Genomic DNA, 16787 nt, shown 5'->3' with positions numbered 1-16787 from the left:
AGACCAGTGGCCACGATCACGAAGGTTTCGCCGCTGGCACCGGCGTCTTTCCCTGAACTGCCTGCGATTGACGGTGTGCGTTTTGCCACCGTCGAAGCGGGTGTGCGCTATAAGGGTCGCACGGATGTCATGCTGGCTGTTCTTGATCCGGGCACGTCGGTGGCGGGTGTCTTTACACGCTCGGCCACCCGCTCGGCACCGGTTCTGGATTGTCAGGAGAAAATCGGCGGCCCCAGCGATGGACCTGCGGCGATCCTTGTGAACTCGGGCAACGCCAACGCCTTTACCGGGCATTATGGCCAGACATCGGTTGCCGAGGTGACGCAGGTCGTTTCCAAATCGACCGGTGTCCCGGTCGAACGGGTCTTTACCTCGTCCACCGGTGTCATCGGTGAACCGCTGCCACATGATCGCATCATATCGCAGCTTAAGGCGTTGAAATCCGGCCTCAGCCGCCATGCCATCGAAAACGCCGCGCGGGCGATCATGACGACGGACACGTTCCCGAAAGGGGCGAGCGCACAGGTCGAAATCGGTGGCAAAACAGTCTCTATTGCAGGGATTGCGAAGGGTTCCGGAATGATCGCACCAGACATGGCGACGATGCTGGTCTATATCTTCACCGACGCACAGGTTGAGCAATCGGCGTTGCAGGAAATGCTGAGCGCCCACACAGATCGCACCTTCAACTGCATCACTGTGGACAGCGACACCTCGACCTCGGATACGCTGCTTTTGTGCGCCACCGGGGCCTCGGGCGTCGATGCCACCACCAACGCTGCATTTGCCGAGGCGCTGGAAGGCGTGATGCTGGATCTGGCGCAACAAGTGGTGCGTGACGGGGAAGGCGCCACCAAATTCGTGGAAATCCGCGTGACCGGAGCCGCCTCGGACGCTGACGCCAAGATCCACGGTCTGGCCATCGCCAACTCCCCTCTGGTAAAAACCGCCATTGCCGGTGAGGATCCGAACTGGGGCCGTATCGTCATGGCCATCGGCAAGTCGGGCGCGGCGGCGGATCGCGACAAGCTCAGCATTTCCTTCGGTGATATTCTTGTGGCCGAGAACGGCTGGGTCAGCCCCAACTACCGCGAAGAGGACGCCGCCGAATACATGAAAGGTCAGGACCTCGTGATTGCGGTCGATCTGGCGCTGGGCGAGGGGAAATCCACCGTCTGGACCTGTGATCTGACCCACGGCTATATCGAGATCAACGCGGATTATCGCTCGTGAAAACCGTGTTAGTCTCTGCTGTCGCCCTGATCGACATCGAGGGCCGCGTGCTGCTGGCCCAACGCCCCGAAGGCAAATCCATGGCCGGACTGTGGGAATTCCCCGGCGGCAAGATCGAGCCGGGCGAAACCCCCGAGGCCGCCCTGATCCGCGAGTTGCACGAGGAACTGGGCATCGACACCTGGGCCTCGTGTCTTGCACCGCTGACCTTTGCCAGCCACAGCTATGATGATTTCCACCTGCTGATGCCCCTGTTTGCCTGCCGCAAATGGGACGGCATCCCGCAGTCGAAAGAGGGTCAGGCGCTGAAATGGGTGCGCGCGAATGACTTGCGGAACTATCCGATGCCGGCTGCCGATGTGCCGCTGATTCCGATTTTACGGGATTGGCTCTAGGCGTCAATTAGACCCTGAATCGGCCTATTCGTCATAAGCACTCAAATCCTCTGGGGCGTGAAGGAGTGTGCCCTCGTACTTCGTCAGATCGTCTTCGATACGCAGCCATGGAAGTTTGCTTTGGTAGTTGACGTGGAAGGTCGGAACAAAGTCCTCTGGGTGTTCCATTGAAGCGGCATATAAATGCATCCCACCAGGGTAATGGTCTGCTTCAAAACCAACTGGAGAACCACAATCGCGGCAGAAATGCCGAAATACACATTTTGAGCTTTCCAGTGTTTTGGGTGCTTGGGCAGTCCATTTGAAGTTCCGAAGTGGAACACCCAACCATGCAACTATGGGTGCGGCACAGTTTCGACGGCAATCATCGCAATGGCAGTAGCACGCCCATGTCACATCCCCGATAAACTCCCATTTCGTATTTTTGCACAGGCAATTGCCTCGCGTTGTCATGTCAAGCTCCTTGTTCATTTGCCAATTTGTATTGGCACGCCCATTGGCCCAAGACTGTTTGAAAGCGGACAGTTAAAGTACAAAACACGACTAGAATATGCGGTTTGAAACAGGATCAGACGATCACCCCTCCATTGTTACAATTCGTAAGAATTGAGAAAACATCACGAAAAAGTTGACGCTGATCGTCCTCCTTGTCCTTAATCGGGGCAACAGCGTTCCGGTCTGACCCGGCGACGCCGTTCCGGCCCGACCCGGGGCCGGATGGGGAGGAGAGATAGAATTGGCTCAGACGCAGTCGGGCGCCGAAGGGATGCACTCCCTTCCGGCGCTGCTACATCGCAATGCGACGCAGTTCGGGGATGCCCCGGCTTACCGCGAAAAGGAATTCGGGATCTGGCAATGCTGGACCTGGGCGGAAACGGCCGCCGAAATCCGCGCGCTGGCGCTTGGATTTCTTGAACTTGGCGTTGAAAAAGGTGACCACATCGCCGTAATCGGGCGCAACCGTCCGGCACATTACTGGTCAATGGTTGCGGCGCAGATGGTCGGTGCCATTCCGGTCCCTCTCTATCAAGACGCGGTTGCCGAAGAGATGGCCTATGTGCTGGAGCATTGCGGAGCGAAATATGTCGTCTGCGGCGATCAGGAGCAGGTCGACAAGGTCATCGAGATTCAGGAAAACCTGCATCAGGTCAAACACATCCTCTATACCGACAAGCGCGGTATGCGGAAATACGACCACAGCCAGATGAATGCCCTTGACGACATCAAGGCCGAGGGCAGCGCCGGTCATGCGCGTTTCGACGCCGAACTGGACAGGCGCATCGGCGAGATCACCTATGACGACACCTGCGTGATGCTTTATACCTCGGGTACCACGGGCAAGCCCAAGGGCGTGGTGCTGTCAAACCGCAACGTGATCGAAAGTGCAAAGAACTCAGCCGAATTCGACCACCTGACCCGCAACGAAGACATCCTGTCCTATCTGCCGATGGCTTGGGTCGGGGATTTCATCTTTTCCATCGGTCAGGCCTACTGGTGCGGGTTCTGCGTGAACTGCCCCGAAAGCGCCGACACGATGATGACTGACCTGCGCGAGATCGGGCCGACCTATTTCTTCGCGCCGCCGCGGGTCTTCGAGACCCAGCTGACCAATGTGATGATCCGAATGGAGGATGCCAGCAAGCTCAAGCAGCGCATGTTCCACTACTTCATGGCGCATGCCAAGAAGGTCGGCGGTCGGTTGCTGGATGGCAAGCCGGTGAGCTTGGGTGACAAGGCGAAATATGCGCTGGGCAATCTGTTGGTTTACGGGCCGCTCAAAGACACGCTGGGATATGGGCGCTTTCGGGTGGGCTATACGGCGGGTGAGGCGATCGGGCCGGAGATCTTTGATTTCTATCGCTCTTTAGGCATCAACCTGAAACAGTTGTACGGCCAGACCGAGGCGACCGTGTTCATCACCGTCCAGCCCGACGGCGAGGTGCGCGCCGACACCGTTGGCGTCCCGGCCCCCGATGTCGAGATCAGGATCGACGACAAGGGCGAGATACACTACCGCTCGCCTGGCGTTTTCGTCGAATATTTCAAGAACCCGGACTCGACCGCATCGACCAAGGACGCTGAGGGCTGGGTGGCCACGGGCGACGCGGGGTTCATCGAGGAAAGCTCGGGTCATCTGCGGATCATCGACCGCGCCAAGGACGTGGGCAAGATGGCCGACGGGTCGATGTTCGCGCCGAAATATGTCGAGAACAAGCTGAAGTTCTATCCCGATATTCTGGAGGCGGTGCTGTTCGGCAATGGCAAGGATCGCTGCGTTGCCTTCATCAATATCGATCTGACCGCGGTCGGCAACTGGGCCGAACGCAACAACGTGGCCTATGCCTCGTATCAGGAACTGGCGGGGCATCCGCGTGTGTTAGAGACGATCAAGGCCCATGTGGAAGAGGTGAACAAGTCGGTCGCCGCTGACGAGATGCTGTCGGGCTGTCAGGTGCACCGCTTTGTGGTGCTGCACAAGGAACTGGATGCCGATGATGGCGAGATGACCCGGACCCGCAAGGTGCGGCGCGGGTTTGTCGAGGACAAGTTCAGCGACATCATTGCCGCGCTTTATGACGGGTCCAAGACGGTTTCGACCACGACCGAGGTGACCTATGAGGATGGTCGCAAGGGATCGATTTCGGCGACGCTGGAAATTGTCGATGCGCCGGTTGTTCCCGTCGCCCAACACAAGGTTGCCGCAGAATGAGGACCGCACGAGCGCCGCTTGACCTGCGGTCATCGCCCCGCCCGCCGTCCCGTTTTCGCGCAAGTCAGGGAGTGACCGATGCTGGATAATTCCGAAGGATATGTCACCGAAGACGGTCGCAAGATCGGCGGTGTGGTGATGGAAATGAAGAACATCACCCTGCGCTTTGGCGGTGTGGTGGCGATCAAGGATATCTCGTTCGATATCCGCGAGGGCGAGATCCGCGCCATCATCGGGCCGAACGGCGCCGGGAAATCCTCGATGCTGAACGTGATCTCGGGCTTCTATGTTCCGCAGGAAGGCGAGGTCTGGTTCCATGGGTCCAGACGCCCGCCGATGCGGCCTTTTGAAGTCGCCCAGCAGGGAATCGCGCGGACGTTCCAGAACATCGCCCTGTTCGAGGGTATGAGCGTTCTGGACAACGTGATGACGGGTCGTCTGAACTTCATGAAGACCAACATCCTCCAGCAGGCGATCTGGCGCGGCAAGGCCGAAGCGGAAGAGGTGCAAAACCGCGAGGCGGTCGAGAAGATCATCGACTTTCTTGAAATCCAGCACATCCGCAAGACGCCCGTGTCACGTCTGCCATACGGGTTGAAGAAACGTGTCGAACTGGCGCGAGCGCTGGCGGCGGAGCCCAAGCTGCTGCTGCTGGATGAACCCATGGCCGGGATGAATGTCGAAGAGAAAGAGGACATGAGCCGCTTTATCCTCGACGTGAATGATGAGTTCGGCACCACGATTGCTCTGATCGAGCACGATATGGGCGTGGTGATGGATCTGAGCGACCGGGTGGTCGTGATGGATTACGGCAAGAAGATCGGCGACGGCACACCCGACGAAGTGCGCAACAACCAGGAAGTCATCGACGCCTATCTGGGGGTCAGCCATGATTAAGCTCTGGGCAGAATTGGGGAGGGGCTGGCATGCCTGAACAACTTATCTTCGCAATGGAGGTCATCCTCAACGGTCTGATGGCCGGGGTGCTTTATGCGCTGGTCGCGCTGGGCTTTGTGCTGATCTACAAGGCGTCCGGTATTTTTAACTATGCCCAAGGGGTTATGGCCCTGTTCGCGGCGATGACTCTGGTCGGGATCATGAATGGGCAGGTGCCGTTTGCCCATCTGATCAACGCGACTTTCGGCACCCATATCCATTATTTCGGGTGGAATGTGCCAGCGCTGTTCGCGATCATTCTGACGATGGGTGTGATGGTATTGCTGGCCTGGGCGGTGCAGCGATTTGTCATGCGCCATCTAGTGGGGCAGGAACCGATCATTCTGTTCATGGCGACCATTGGTCTGGCGTACTTCCTTGAAGGCGTGGCCGACCTGATGTGGGGGTCTGAAATCAAGACGCTGGATGTGGGTCTGCCGCAGGGCATCAATCTGTGGATTGACGAGACCACTTATAACATCTTCGACTACGGCTTCTTCATCGACAATCTGGACATCGTGGCAACGATAATTGCGGCGCTGTTGGTGGCCGCATTGGTGGCGTTCAGCCAGTACACCAAGCAGGGCCGGGCCATGCGCGCGGTGGCGGATGACCATCAGGCGGCGCTGTCGGTGGGCATATCGCTGAACTTCATCTGGGTCATGGTCTGGTCGGTGGCCGGGTTCGTTGCTCTGGTCGCGGGCATCATGTGGGGCACCAAATCGGGGGTCCAGTTTTCACTGTCGCTGATCGCACTCAAGGCGCTGCCGGTGCTGATGCTGGGCGGGTTCACCTCGATCCCCGGTGCCATTGTCGGCGGTCTGATCATCGGCGTGGGTGAAAAGCTGTTCGAATTCGCAATCGGACCGATGGTCGGTGGCGCAACCGAGAACTGGTTTGCCTATGTGCTGGCGCTGATCTTCCTTGTGTTCAGGCCGCAGGGCCTGTTCGGAGAAAAGATCATCGAGAGGGTGTAGGGCATGACCAAGCTGATCGCCATCATCAACGTGATCGCATGGGCGGGGTTCTGGGCCTTTGGCTACATCGCTCTCACATCAGACGATCTGACCGAAGGCCAACTGACGATTGCAGCGATCCTGGCCTTTGCAGGGCTGATCATGGGGGTTCTGGCCTACTTGAAGCTGGTGCGCGCCTCAGAGGCGAGCGGATATGCCAAAGGGTCCAATCAATTGGACGCCGCAGCCCGGAATCGGGCGCAGGAACAATGGGGAAAGTAAGACATGTTCTATCGTGAGGCCGGAGATTTCAAAACCTCCTACGTGGATGACAGCCAGACTTTCCCGATCAAGTTCGATCGGTATCGGTACTATGTGGTGCTGGCGGTGGCCTTCGGGATCATTCCGTTCATCATCAACGACTATTGGGCCAATGCACTTCTGCTGCCCTTCCTGATCTATGCGATCGCGGCCATTGGGCTGAACATTCTTGTGGGGTATTGCGGGCAGGTCAGCCTGGGTACCGGGGGGTTCATGGCCGTTGGGGCCTATGCCTGCTACAAGCTGATGACCGCCTTTCCAGACGTGTCGATGTTCATCCACGTGATCCTGGCCGGTGGCATCACTGCCATCGTGGGCGTGCTGTTCGGCTTGCCATCCTTGCGGATCAAGGGGTTTTATCTTGCGGTGGCGACGCTGGCGGCGCAGTTCTTTCTGGTCTGGCTGTTCAACCGGGTGCCGTGGTTCTACAACTACTCGGCTTCGGGGCAGATCAACGCGCCGGAACGCGATGTGTTCGGCATCATCATCACCGGTCCGAATGCATCGGCCTGGGCCACCTATCTGTTCTGTCTGATTTTCCTGACCGCCTGCGCCATCGTTGCGCGCAACCTGACACGCGGTACGACAGGGCGGACATGGATGGCGATCCGCGACATGGACATCGCCGCCGAGATCATCGGGGTGAACCCGCTCAAGGCGAAACTGACCGCGTTTGCCGTAAGCTCGTTCTTCGTGGGCATCGCGGGCGCGCTGTTTTTCGCGGTCTATCTGGGCGCGGTCGAGGTCGGCGAGGTGTTCGGAATCCAGAAATCGTTCCTGGTTTTGTTCATGGTCATTATCGGCGGATTAGGGTCTATTTTCGGATCCTTTGCCGGGGCCGCTTTCCTGGTTTTACTGCCGGTGGTTCTGAAACTTGTTGGCGTTGATTTGCTGGGCTGGCCCACTGACATCGTCGCGCATCTTAACTTGGTGATCGTGGGTGCGCTGATCATCATGTTCCTGATCCTAGAACCACACGGGCTGGCACAGCTATGGCGCGTGGCGAAAGAGAAACTCAGACTCTGGCCGTTCCCGCACTAAGGGGCAGGCCCAAGGAAAAGACGGGTGCGAAGCCCGAAACTCAACATCGGATCAATCAAGGGAGGACACACCCGATGAACAAGAAACTGGCAACCCTGGCGCTGGGCGCCGTGATGGCCGCAGGTCCGGTCATGGCCGACCTGGTGTTCCCATCGCTCAGCTACCGGACTGGCCCATACGCAGCGGGCGGCATTCCGTTCGCGGATGGCTATGCGGACTATTTCACCCTGCTGAACGAACGCGATGGCGGTATCGGTGGCGTTCCGGCCAAGGTTATCGAGTGCGAAACCGGCTATAACACCGAAAAAGGTGTGGAATGCTATGAATCGACCAAGGGTGAAGGCGCCCTGGTCTATCAGCCTCTGTCGACCGGCATCACCTATCAGCTGATCCCGAAAGTAACGGCAGACGGCATCCCGCTGCACACGATGGGCTATGGCCGGACCTCGGCCGCCAACGGCAAGGTGTTCAGCCATGTGTTCAACTATCCGGCCAACTATTGGAACGGTGCATCCGGCGCGATCAACTATCTGCTGGATGAAAATGGCGGAGATCTGAGCGGCAAGAAGATTGCGCTGGTCTATCACAACTCTGCCTACGGCAAAGAACCGATCCGCACACTTGAAACCCTGTCCGAAAAGCATGGCTATGAACTGACCCTGCTGCCCGTTGACCATCCCGGTCAGGAGCAAAAGTCGCAGTGGTTGCAGATCCGCCGTGAAAAGCCTGACTATGTCATCATGTGGGGCTGGGGCGTCATGAACCAGGTTGCGGTTCAGGAAGCCGCCAACATCCGCTTCCCGATGGAAAATTTCATCGGCGTCTGGTGGTCGGGCGCGGAATTCGACGTTGAGCCGGCAGGTGAAAAAGCCAATGGCTACAAAGCGTTGACCTTCACCGGCCTGGGTATGGACTATCCGGTCTACGACGATCTGAAGAAATACGTTGTGGATGCGGGCAAAGCCGCCGGCGCAGGTGATCAGCTGGGAACGGTTCAGTACAACCGCGGTCTCTATGCCGCGATGCTGGCAGCCGAAGCCGTGAAGACCGCGCAGGAGATGCACGGAACCGCCGATATCGACGCATCGATGATGCGTGACGGAATGGAAGCGCTGGAGATCACCAATGCCAAGATGGAAGGTCTGGGCATGGCAGGTTTTGGACCCGAATTCACGGTAAGCTGTGAAAACCATGGTGGCCCCGGCCTTGTGGGCGTCGTTCAGTGGGATGCGGCAGCAGGAACCTGGAACCCGGTTCAGGATTTCAAACCGACCGATGTCGAGGTAATCAGTGCGCTGATCGAAGAAGACTCGGGCGCTTATGCGGCTGAAAACAACATCTCTCCGCGGTGTGAATGACAAACTGATCGCCTCGGAATCCCGGGGCGGTGCAGACAACCGGAGCGGCGGTTTGCCGCCGCTCCTCACGAACAGTCCCGAAGGGGACAGGCATGAGGACACGCGCTGATGCTTGATGCGGCACAAACCACTGACGTGCAGGCGGAAACCCTGCTTGAGGTCAACAATATCGAGGTGATCTACAACCACGTGATCCTCGTGCTGAAGGGCGTAAGCCTGACTGTGCCCAAGGGCGGTATTACGGCCTTGCTGGGGGGCAATGGCGCGGGCAAGACGACCACGCTCAAGGCAGTGTCTAACCTGCTGCATTCAGAACGCGGCGAGGTCACGAAAGGCACGATCAAATATCGTGGCCAGAACGTACACGAAAGCGACCCCGCCGTATTGGTGGAAAAAGGTGTGATTCAGGTGATGGAAGGCCGTCACTGTTTCGAACACCTGACGGTTGAAGAAAACCTGCTGACGGGCGCGTATACCCGCAAGGACGGCAGCGCAGCGATCCAGCAGGATCTGGAGCTGGTCTATAATTACTTTCCCCGCCTGAAAGAGCGCCGCCGCTCGCAGGCAGGCTATACGTCGGGTGGTGAACAGCAGATGGTCGCCATGGGCCGGGCACTGATGTCGCGCCCCGAGACAATCCTGCTGGACGAACCTTCGATGGGACTGGCGCCGCAGTTGGTCGAAGAAATTTTCGGTATCGTGAAGGATCTCAACGAGAAAGAGGGCGTTTCCTTCCTGTTGGCCGAGCAGAACACAAATGTTGCCCTTCGGTTCGCGCATTACGGATACATTTTGGAATCCGGGCGCGTTGTGATGGATGGCCCGGCCGCAGAACTGCGCGAGAATCCGGATGTCAAAGAATTCTACCTCGGCATGTCTGACGAAGGCCGCAAGAGTTTTCGCGATGTGCGGTCCTATCGTCGCCGCAAGAGGTGGCTGTGAGCGGATGGAGGATATCGCGATGACCTATTTCGACGCACTCGAAACACGCTCGGCGGACGAACGCGCTTCGGATCAGGCTGCAGCTCTGGTAGAGCAGATCAAGCGTGCTGCATCTGCACCCGGGTTTGCTGCACATTTTTCTGATTCAGACACTAACAAGGTGATTTCGGCAGATGATTTGCCGATGCTGCCGGTGCTGCGCAAGTCGGACCTGATCCGCGCGCAGGCGGAGCGCCCCCCTTTTGGTGGTTTCACCGTGAAGCCTGCGCGCCACTTTCATCACGTGTTCCAGTCCCCCGGGCCGATCTATGAACCGGGCAGCACCGATCACGACTGGTGGCGTATGGGCCGGTTCCTGCATGCCGCTGGTGTTGCAGCTGGCGATATTGTTCAGAACTGCTTTGGCTATCACCTGACGCCGGCTGGCATGATCTTTGAAAACGGTGCCCGCGCAGTTGGTGCTGCCGTTTTGCCGGCGGGAACCGGGCAGACCGAACTGCAGGTGACAGCCGCGCGTGACGTTGGCTGCACCGCCTATGCGGGCACTCCTGATTATCTAAAGGTCATCCTGGACAAGGCCGACGAGATGGGCGTTTCGCTGAATTTCTCCAAGGCCGCTGTTGGTGGTGGCGCGCTGTTCCCGTCCCTGCGGCAGGAATATGCGGATCGCGGTATTTCGTGCCTGCAATGCTATGCGACGGCGGATCTGGGTAACATCGCCTATGAAAGCGCCGCGATGGAAGGGATGATCATCGACGAACACGTGATCGTCGAAATCGTGACGCCCGGAACCGGAACGCCGGTAGAGCCGGGCGAGGTGGGCGAAGTTGTCGTGACCTCTCTCAACCCGGACTACCCGCTGATCCGCTTTGCGACCGGGGATCTTTCTGCCGTCATGCCGGGTGTCTCGCCCTGTGGCCGGACCAACACCCGGATCAAAGGCTGGATGGGTCGCGCCGATCAGACCACCAAGATCAAGGGAATGTTCGTACGCCCGGAGCAGGTTGCGGCCCTGGTCGACAAGCATGAGGAAATTGTCAAAGCCCGCGTCATCGCAGCCCGCCAGGGTGAGATGGACACGATGACTGTCCGGATCGAAAGCCCACGCGGTGACGACCCGGCATACGCCAAGTCAGTGGCCGAAGTGTTGAAACTGAAAGGTGCGATCGAGGTCGTGGCACCCGGATCCCTTCCCAAGGACGGGGTGGTGATCGAGGATCAGCGCGTCTACGAATAGCGGTGTTTTTCAGATCTGCGGCAGTTTGTGCCGCAGATTTGTTGACCGATGCACTGGTGTTTCCGAGCTTTTTGGTCGATTAAAGGCGAACCCTTCGCCTTTGCCAATCACAAGCCGGGATCATGGCCGAAATCGAGTTTTCACAGAACGGATCGCGCAATCGCGGTGTACGCGGTACCCGACTGCTGGCGGGGATCGCCTATGTCGTGGCTGCCGCATGCCTTTTGCCGATGATCGCCGTGGTCCTGGCGGCTGTAACCGGGGGAACGGACACGATCTCGCACCTGATGGAGACGGTGCTGCCTCGCTATATCGCGACGACCCTGATTCTTGTGGTCCTGGTCGCGGCCGGCACGTTCAGCATCGGCACCGGGGCGGCCTGGCTGGTAACGATGACCCGTTTTCCCGGCGTGCGGTTTCTAGAGATCGCACTGGTCCTTCCGCTGGCCTTTCCGGCTTATGTTCTGGCCTATGCCTACACTTTCATTCTGGATCACCCGGGCATCGTTCAAAGCACGCTGCGTGATGTAACGGGGTGGGGCCCGCGCGACTATTGGTTCCCGGAAATCCGCTCGACCGAGGGTGCGGCGGTCATGTTGATCCTGGTGCTTTACCCTTATGTCTATCTGCTTGCGCGGGCTGCGTTCCTGCAACAAAGCGCGACCGCGTTTCTGGCGGCGCGGGCGCTGGGCAACAATCCATGGCTGGCTTTTCGGCGCGTGTCACTGCCGATGGCGCGACCCGCCATTGCAGGCGGCGTTCTGCTGGCCGTCATGGAGACCATCGCAGATTTCGGAACCGTCTCGTATTTCGGCGTACAGACCTTTGCCACCGGGATCTACACAAGCTGGTTTTCCATGGCCGATCGTGCGGCAGCGGCACAACTGGCCCTGTGCCTGCTGGTCTTTGCCCTGATCATGGCCGTGGCCGAGCGCACCCAACGTGGCAAGGCAAAATACTATCAGGCCGGGAAACAGCATGTGGCGCAACCGGCGGCAAATCTGACGGGTCTGCGCGCCTGCGGGGCATTTCTGCTGTGTGCAATACCCGTTCTTTTCGGGTTTTTGCTGCCTGTCATCATTCTGGTCGAGATGGGCCTGGACTCCGAACAGAACCTGCTGTCGCAGCGTTACATCGGTTTCATCCAGAATTCGTTGATACTTGCTGGTACGGCGGCGGTCATCACCGTCTTTGCGGCGATCAGTGTCGGGTTCTTTCAACGCCTGAGGCCCGGGCGCGCCTCGTCTGCGACCGCATATATGGCGCGTTTGGGATATGCCGTTCCCGGTGGCGTCATTGCGGTTGGTTTGATCGTCCCCTTTGCGAGTTTTGACAACGCGCTGGACGTCTGGATGCGACAGACCTTCGACGTATCCACGGGGCTGTTGGTGACAGGTTCGATCTGGCTGCTGGTCGCTGCCTACATGGTGCGCTTCCTGGCTGCCGCGCTCAGCGCCTATGAGGGGGGCCAAAGCACTGTACATGCGAATATGGACGCCGCAGCCCGTTCGCTGGGTCAGACGCCGTTGGGAACATTGCGACGGGTTCACCTGCCGATTCTGACCCCCTCGCTGCTGACGGCCCTGCTGATCGTGTTCGTAGACGTGATGAAAGAGCTTCCCGCCACGCTGATCATGCGACCGTTCAATTTCGACACATTGGCGGTGCAGGCGTATCGGCTGGCCTCGGACGAGAGGCTGGAGGGCGCCGCCGTGCCTTCGCTGGTCATTCTGGCGGTAGGTCTGTTGCCTGTAATCCTGATCTGCCGTCAGGTCGGCCGACGGTAACACTTGTGTCGCAATTGTAGGACAACTGCGCATCAGGCTTGATTCAAACACGATTTCCGGCAAGGCTGGAGGTATGAATATGCAGCCTCCCAGCCGGTTCTCGGCAAGCGCAGCGCAGATGCCCGTGGCTTTCGACCGGCATGAGATGTCTCAAATCCTATCCGTTTATGGTCGGATGGTCGCCGCCGGAGAATGGCGCGACTACGGTATTTCCAACCTGCGCGACATGGCGGTGTTCTCGATCTTTCGGCGCACTGCGGAACATCCGATCTACCGCGTCGAAAAACACCCGCGTCTGAGGTCCCGGCAGGGAATGTATTCCGTCATAGGTATGGACGGGCGCATCCTGAAACGCGGCCACGATCTGCGGGCAGTCCTGCGGGTGCTGGAACGCAAGCTGATCCGGGCCGTAAACCCGGATTAGAGCCTTTTGTGGGCCGTGACGGGCCCGTCACCCTGATCCAATATGCGGTGGATCGCCTGATCCATTGGTTCGAAAACCACGGCCATATGGCTGGCGTTCGCATGCAAAAGCATGTTTTGGCCCGAAACCCAGGCCACGTGCCCTTTCCAGAACAACAGATCACCCCGTTGCGCAGGGGTCCCTTCGATCACGGTTTTGCCCAAAGCGCGTTCCTGATCGCCGCTGTCGCCGGGGCACGGCAGGCCACAAGCCAAAAGCGCCGCCTGCACCAACCCGGAACAATCGATGCCGAACCGGCTGTTGCCACCCCACAAATAGGGTGTGCCCAGAAACAGCTGGGCCACTTCGACCGGGTCGTCAGGCTTTGCGGTCATCGGCGCCGTGTGTACCTTTGGGATATATCCCAGTTCGGTTTCAACAAACCGGTCTGTCTCGGTCATGGCTTGGATTTTGCTTCCGAAACTCAGCGACACCAGATCGCGGCTTTTGAAATCCGCTTCCTGGTAGGCGTGCGTTGCAGGCGCCGTGATCCAATGCGTCGCAGGCGCATCCGCCGTCAGCTGATCTGATCGCAACCAGCCGGTATACCCGTCTTTGTCTGCGATGACCCTGTTCCAGCCGCTCTTTGTTTCCTCGATCCGAACCGTATCACCGAACAACAATTGCCGGTCGCGCGGTCCGTCTGGGCTGCGCAGCAAATCGACAAAGGGTGCGGAAACTCGATGGCGTGTCACAGTCCCAATATCTCCGGCAACGCCGTCAGCACGGCACGAGGCCCCTGACCCAGACCGCCCTTGGTGCGCCCCGGTTCTTTGCTGGGCTGCCAGGAATAGATGTCGAAATGGATGTAGCGGCATGCGCCCACGAACCTGCGCAGAAACAGGGCGGCTGTGATCGACCCTGCAAACCCGCCCGACGGCGCGTTGTCCAGATCGGCGATGCCGGGTTCAATCATCGCTTCATAGGGCGTGTGGAACGGCATGCGCCAGACCGGATCAGCCGAAGCCTCAGCGGCATGCGACAGGGCAGACGCGCAGCTCTGATCATCGGTATAGAACGGTGCCAGATCGGGGCCCACAGCCACACGGGCGGCCCCGGTCAGCGTCGCCATCGAGATCACCAGATCGGGCTCACCTTCTTCAGCAAGCGCCAACGCATCAGCAAGCACCAGACGCCCTTCGGCATCCGTATTGTTGATCTCGACCGTCAGTCCCTTGCGAGAGGTCAGGATGTCACCAGGGCGGAAGGCATTTCCCGCAAGCGCGTTTTCGACCGCGGGTATCAGGACCCTCAATTGCAGGGGAAAACCCAGCTGCATGATCATCCGCGCCAACCCCAACACATTGGCCGCGCCACCCATGTCTTTCTTCATCAGACCCATGGATGCGCCCGGTTTCAGGTTCAATCCGCCCGTATCGAAACACACCCCCTTGCCGACCAGAGTCAGCTTGGGGCCGCTGCTGCCCCAATTCAGCTCGATCAGCCGGGGGGCCTGTTCGGCGGCGCGCCCTACGGTGTGGATCATGGGAAAATTCTGTTCCAGCAAGGCCGCGCCGCTGATCACGCTGCACGCGGCACCGAATTCGCTGGCCAGAGCCTCGACCGTCTGCTGCAACTGCTCAGGACCCATATCCGAGGCTGGCGTATTCACCAGATCGCGGGTCAGAACTTCGGCATTGGCCATCGCTTCGATACGGTTGGCGTCGACACCTTCGGGCGCAACCAGCGCCGCGGTTCCAGCGGATTGAGACGCGTAGCGATCGAAGGCGTAGCCGGTCATCAACCAGCCAAAGCATTCCGTCTCCAGACGATCAGCGGGAATGCCGGACGCGATATGATAGGTTCCTTCGGGCAATGCCATGGCTGCGGCGGCCAATGGGAACCTTTTTCGCGCGCGCTTGTCTTCTGTTCCATACCCGGCCAGCACAAAGTCAACCGCGCCATGCGCGCCTGGCGCCAGCACGGTCTGCCCCATCGCACCTGTAAACCCGTTTGCGGCAACCCAGGCCCGGACGGTATCCGGCTGGTCCTGCAACCAACTGTCCAAATCCGGCTGCGCAATCACATGAAGCGGTATGGACGGGTCAGAGGATGGGGCGAAGGACAGGGTCATGGGCGTCTCGGCTGATGGTTTCTGCGCACAGACTAGCCGCGCATGATCTGCCCGCAACCCCTGTCAGACGGAAAGGTCCTGCTGGTCCCAGATGGCGGTCAGCGATCGTTCGCCCACGCGGATCAAACGCCCAAGCGTCGCGCCCGCCGCAACGGCGTCACCGGCATCGACGGTGTGGGCCACGTCACCCGCCACCCGGGCCAGGGCCGTCATCCCGATTTGTTCGGATATAGCGACCAGTGACCTGGCGCATTTGCGCAGGTTCGCCCATTCGCGCCGACGCCAGTAGCGTTCGCAGTTTGACAGGCGCACGGCAAGCTCTTCGACCGTGCGACACAGAACATCCAGCGCATTCTTGTCGCCAAGTTGCCGGTACAGCCCGCTTAATTGATCCGAGTCCAGACGGACGGATTCCTTGTGTTCAAGCGTGATAATCTTTTCCACCACATTCACCCTAGTTCAAACGCCCCCACGGCGCGGTGTTGATCCTGGCAGAAAATTCCTTTGCAAAACCTTGCAGGGAAACTGGATAATGGCTCGAATTTTCTTTGAATTCGGTTTAGATCATCCGTCAGCGACAAGAACGGGGACATTGAAATGGAATTTGCCAAACCTCTGCCGAGCTACCTTGTAAAACGGTATCACGGATGGAAGGCCACAACATATTCGGAAAACCAGGTTTGGTATCGCCGTCTCGCCGATGAAGGGCAACGCCCCCGCGCCATGGTCATATCCTGCTGCGACAGCCGGGTTCACGTCACGTCCATGTTCGGCGCTGACCAGGGCGATTTCTTTATTCACCGCAATATCGCCAACCTGGTGCCGCCCTATGCTCCGGACGGGGACCACCACGGCACCAGCGCCGCCATCGAATATGCTGTTACGGCGCTCAAGGTCGCTCATTTGATCGTGCTGGGGCATTCGCAATGCGGCGGCGTGCAGGGCTGTATCGACATGTGCAAGGGGCAGGCGCCGCAGCTGGATGCCAAGGACAGCTTTGTTGGCCGCTGGATGGATATTCTGAAGCCGAAATTCGAACTGGTCGCGGATATCGAGGACGGTGTCGAACAGGCCCGGCAGTTCGAACGTCAATCGGTTGTCGCTTCGCTGGAAAACCTGATGACCTTCCCCTTCGTCTCGTCAGCCGTTGATCAAGGCGCGCTGAGCTTGCACGGCTTGTGGACGGATATCGGCGCAGGCGGGCTTGAAAGCTATGATCCTTACCAAAAAAAGTTCGTCCCGGTCTGACAGCAGCAGAGCTGGAGATCCGAAACAACAATGGCGGCTCTGATTCAGGGCCGTTTTTGGTATACTCCACCCATTACACCTGAAGA

17 protein-coding genes are annotated in these 16787 nt (G+C 58.9%); 13 read left to right on the top strand and 4 right to left on the bottom strand.

Features of this window, described 5'->3' with window-relative positions; all coding sequences use genetic code 11:
* Positions 1 to 6 precede the first annotated feature (6 nt).
* Positions 7 to 1233, top strand: coding sequence for a bifunctional glutamate N-acetyltransferase/amino-acid acetyltransferase ArgJ (argJ, locus tag ACR0A2_RS10810; RefSeq protein WP_480834992.1), 1227 nt, complete (start codon positions 7 to 9; stop codon positions 1231 to 1233).
* On the top strand, positions 1230 to 1628 hold the full coding sequence (gene mutT, locus ACR0A2_RS10805) for an 8-oxo-dGTP diphosphatase MutT (protein WP_171171438.1): 399 nt from the start codon (positions 1230 to 1232) through the stop codon (positions 1626 to 1628). Before argJ ends, mutT begins: the two co-directional genes overlap by 4 nt.
* A gap of 24 nt (positions 1629 to 1652) precedes the next feature.
* Here mutT and ACR0A2_RS10800 read toward each other — a convergent pair whose 3' ends face one another.
* Positions 1653 to 2081, bottom strand: a complete 429-nt coding sequence (locus tag ACR0A2_RS10800) for a GFA family protein (RefSeq protein ID WP_480834991.1) — start codon at positions 2079 to 2081, stop codon at positions 1653 to 1655.
* 313 nt (positions 2082 to 2394) lie between these two features.
* On the opposite strand from ACR0A2_RS10800, the gene ACR0A2_RS10795 reads away from it, so the two are divergent.
* The 10 genes from ACR0A2_RS10795 (at position 2395) to ACR0A2_RS10750 (ending at position 13340) form a co-directional block, all read left to right on the top strand.
* Positions 2395 to 4338, top strand: coding sequence for an AMP-binding protein (locus ACR0A2_RS10795; RefSeq protein WP_480835071.1), 1944 nt, complete (start codon positions 2395 to 2397; stop codon positions 4336 to 4338).
* A gap of 78 nt (positions 4339 to 4416) precedes the next feature.
* Positions 4417 to 5235 (top strand): ABC transporter ATP-binding protein, encoded by an 819-nt coding sequence (locus ACR0A2_RS10790; protein WP_171116793.1) that lies wholly within the window; start codon positions 4417 to 4419, stop codon positions 5233 to 5235.
* A gap of 29 nt (positions 5236 to 5264) precedes the next feature.
* Complete coding sequence (locus tag ACR0A2_RS10785; RefSeq protein WP_152459553.1) at positions 5265 to 6251, top strand: branched-chain amino acid ABC transporter permease; 987 nt, start codon at positions 5265 to 5267, stop codon at positions 6249 to 6251.
* A gap of 3 nt (positions 6252 to 6254) precedes the next feature.
* Entirely contained in the window at positions 6255 to 6512 is a 258-nt protein-coding gene (locus tag ACR0A2_RS10780; RefSeq protein WP_171230095.1) for a hypothetical protein, read from the top strand.
* Positions 6513 to 6515: 3 nt separating this feature from the next.
* On the top strand, positions 6516 to 7592 hold the full coding sequence (locus ACR0A2_RS10775) for a branched-chain amino acid ABC transporter permease (protein WP_152459551.1): 1077 nt from the start codon (positions 6516 to 6518) through the stop codon (positions 7590 to 7592).
* A gap of 74 nt (positions 7593 to 7666) precedes the next feature.
* Positions 7667 to 8950 carry an ABC transporter substrate-binding protein gene (locus tag ACR0A2_RS10770; protein ID WP_480446538.1) on the top strand — a complete coding sequence of 428 codons (1284 nt, stop codon included), beginning with the start codon at positions 7667 to 7669 and terminating at the stop codon, positions 8948 to 8950.
* 108 nt (positions 8951 to 9058) lie between these two features.
* Positions 9059 to 9892: an ABC transporter ATP-binding protein gene (locus ACR0A2_RS10765; protein ID WP_152459549.1), complete on the top strand. Its 834-nt coding sequence runs from the start codon at positions 9059 to 9061 to the stop codon at positions 9890 to 9892.
* A 19-nt stretch (positions 9893 to 9911) separates the two neighbouring features.
* Positions 9912 to 11129: a phenylacetate--CoA ligase family protein gene (locus ACR0A2_RS10760; RefSeq protein WP_171171637.1), complete on the top strand. Its 1218-nt coding sequence runs from the start codon at positions 9912 to 9914 to the stop codon at positions 11127 to 11129.
* Between the two features lie 122 nt (positions 11130 to 11251).
* Positions 11252 to 12916 carry an ABC transporter permease gene (locus tag ACR0A2_RS10755; protein ID WP_480834990.1) on the top strand — a complete coding sequence of 555 codons (1665 nt, stop codon included), beginning with the start codon at positions 11252 to 11254 and terminating at the stop codon, positions 12914 to 12916.
* A gap of 73 nt (positions 12917 to 12989) precedes the next feature.
* The gene (locus ACR0A2_RS10750) at positions 12990 to 13340 is read left to right on the top strand and encodes a DUF2794 domain-containing protein (RefSeq protein ID WP_117871396.1); all 351 of its coding nucleotides are present in this window, start codon (positions 12990 to 12992) and stop codon (positions 13338 to 13340) included.
* Here ACR0A2_RS10750 and ACR0A2_RS10745 read toward each other — a convergent pair.
* From ACR0A2_RS10745 to ACR0A2_RS10735, 3 genes are all read right to left on the bottom strand, one after another.
* Positions 13337 to 14074, bottom strand: a complete 738-nt coding sequence (locus tag ACR0A2_RS10745; RefSeq protein ID WP_480834989.1) for a C40 family peptidase — start codon at positions 14072 to 14074, stop codon at positions 13337 to 13339. The two genes, ACR0A2_RS10750 and ACR0A2_RS10745, sit on opposite strands and share 4 nt — an antisense overlap.
* Positions 14071 to 15453 (bottom strand): leucyl aminopeptidase family protein, encoded by a 1383-nt coding sequence (locus tag ACR0A2_RS10740; RefSeq protein ID WP_480834988.1) that lies wholly within the window; start codon positions 15451 to 15453, stop codon positions 14071 to 14073. The genes ACR0A2_RS10745 and ACR0A2_RS10740 overlap by 4 nt, the downstream gene beginning before the upstream one ends.
* Before the next feature lie 63 nt (positions 15454 to 15516).
* Complete coding sequence (locus ACR0A2_RS10735) at positions 15517 to 15906, bottom strand: hypothetical protein (protein WP_480834987.1); 390 nt, start codon at positions 15904 to 15906, stop codon at positions 15517 to 15519.
* A 144-nt stretch (positions 15907 to 16050) separates the two neighbouring features.
* Here ACR0A2_RS10735 and ACR0A2_RS10730 point away from each other — a divergent pair, with 144 nt between their 5' ends.
* Complete coding sequence (locus ACR0A2_RS10730) at positions 16051 to 16701, top strand: carbonic anhydrase (RefSeq protein WP_152459543.1); 651 nt, start codon at positions 16051 to 16053, stop codon at positions 16699 to 16701.
* Positions 16702 to 16787 lie beyond the last annotated feature (86 nt).

This window comes from Ruegeria sp. H8, assembly GCF_056532905.1.
This window is presented reverse-complemented; position numbering and strand designations above follow the sequence as displayed.

Coding starts and splice junctions, on each gene's coding strand:
- ACR0A2_RS10800 (WP_480834991.1), bottom strand. CDS start 2,081: ATGACAACGCGAGGCAATTGCCTGTGCAAAAATACGAAATGGGAGTTT.
- ACR0A2_RS10795 (WP_480835071.1), top strand. CDS start 2,395: ATGCACTCCCTTCCGGCGCTGCTACATCGCAATGCGACGCAGTTCGGG.
- ACR0A2_RS10790 (WP_171116793.1), top strand. CDS start 4,417: ATGCTGGATAATTCCGAAGGATATGTCACCGAAGACGGTCGCAAGATC.
- ACR0A2_RS10785 (WP_152459553.1), top strand. CDS start 5,265: ATGCCTGAACAACTTATCTTCGCAATGGAGGTCATCCTCAACGGTCTG.
- ACR0A2_RS10780 (WP_171230095.1), top strand. CDS start 6,255: ATGACCAAGCTGATCGCCATCATCAACGTGATCGCATGGGCGGGGTTC.
- ACR0A2_RS10775 (WP_152459551.1), top strand. CDS start 6,516: ATGTTCTATCGTGAGGCCGGAGATTTCAAAACCTCCTACGTGGATGAC.
- ACR0A2_RS10770 (WP_480446538.1), top strand. CDS start 7,667: ATGAACAAGAAACTGGCAACCCTGGCGCTGGGCGCCGTGATGGCCGCA.
- ACR0A2_RS10765 (WP_152459549.1), top strand. CDS start 9,059: ATGCTTGATGCGGCACAAACCACTGACGTGCAGGCGGAAACCCTGCTT.
- ACR0A2_RS10760 (WP_171171637.1), top strand. CDS start 9,912: ATGACCTATTTCGACGCACTCGAAACACGCTCGGCGGACGAACGCGCT.
- ACR0A2_RS10755 (WP_480834990.1), top strand. CDS start 11,252: ATGGCCGAAATCGAGTTTTCACAGAACGGATCGCGCAATCGCGGTGTA.
- ACR0A2_RS10750 (WP_117871396.1), top strand. CDS start 12,990: ATGAATATGCAGCCTCCCAGCCGGTTCTCGGCAAGCGCAGCGCAGATG.
- ACR0A2_RS10740 (WP_480834988.1), bottom strand. CDS start 15,453: ATGACCCTGTCCTTCGCCCCATCCTCTGACCCGTCCATACCGCTTCAT.
- ACR0A2_RS10730 (WP_152459543.1), top strand. CDS start 16,051: ATGGAATTTGCCAAACCTCTGCCGAGCTACCTTGTAAAACGGTATCAC.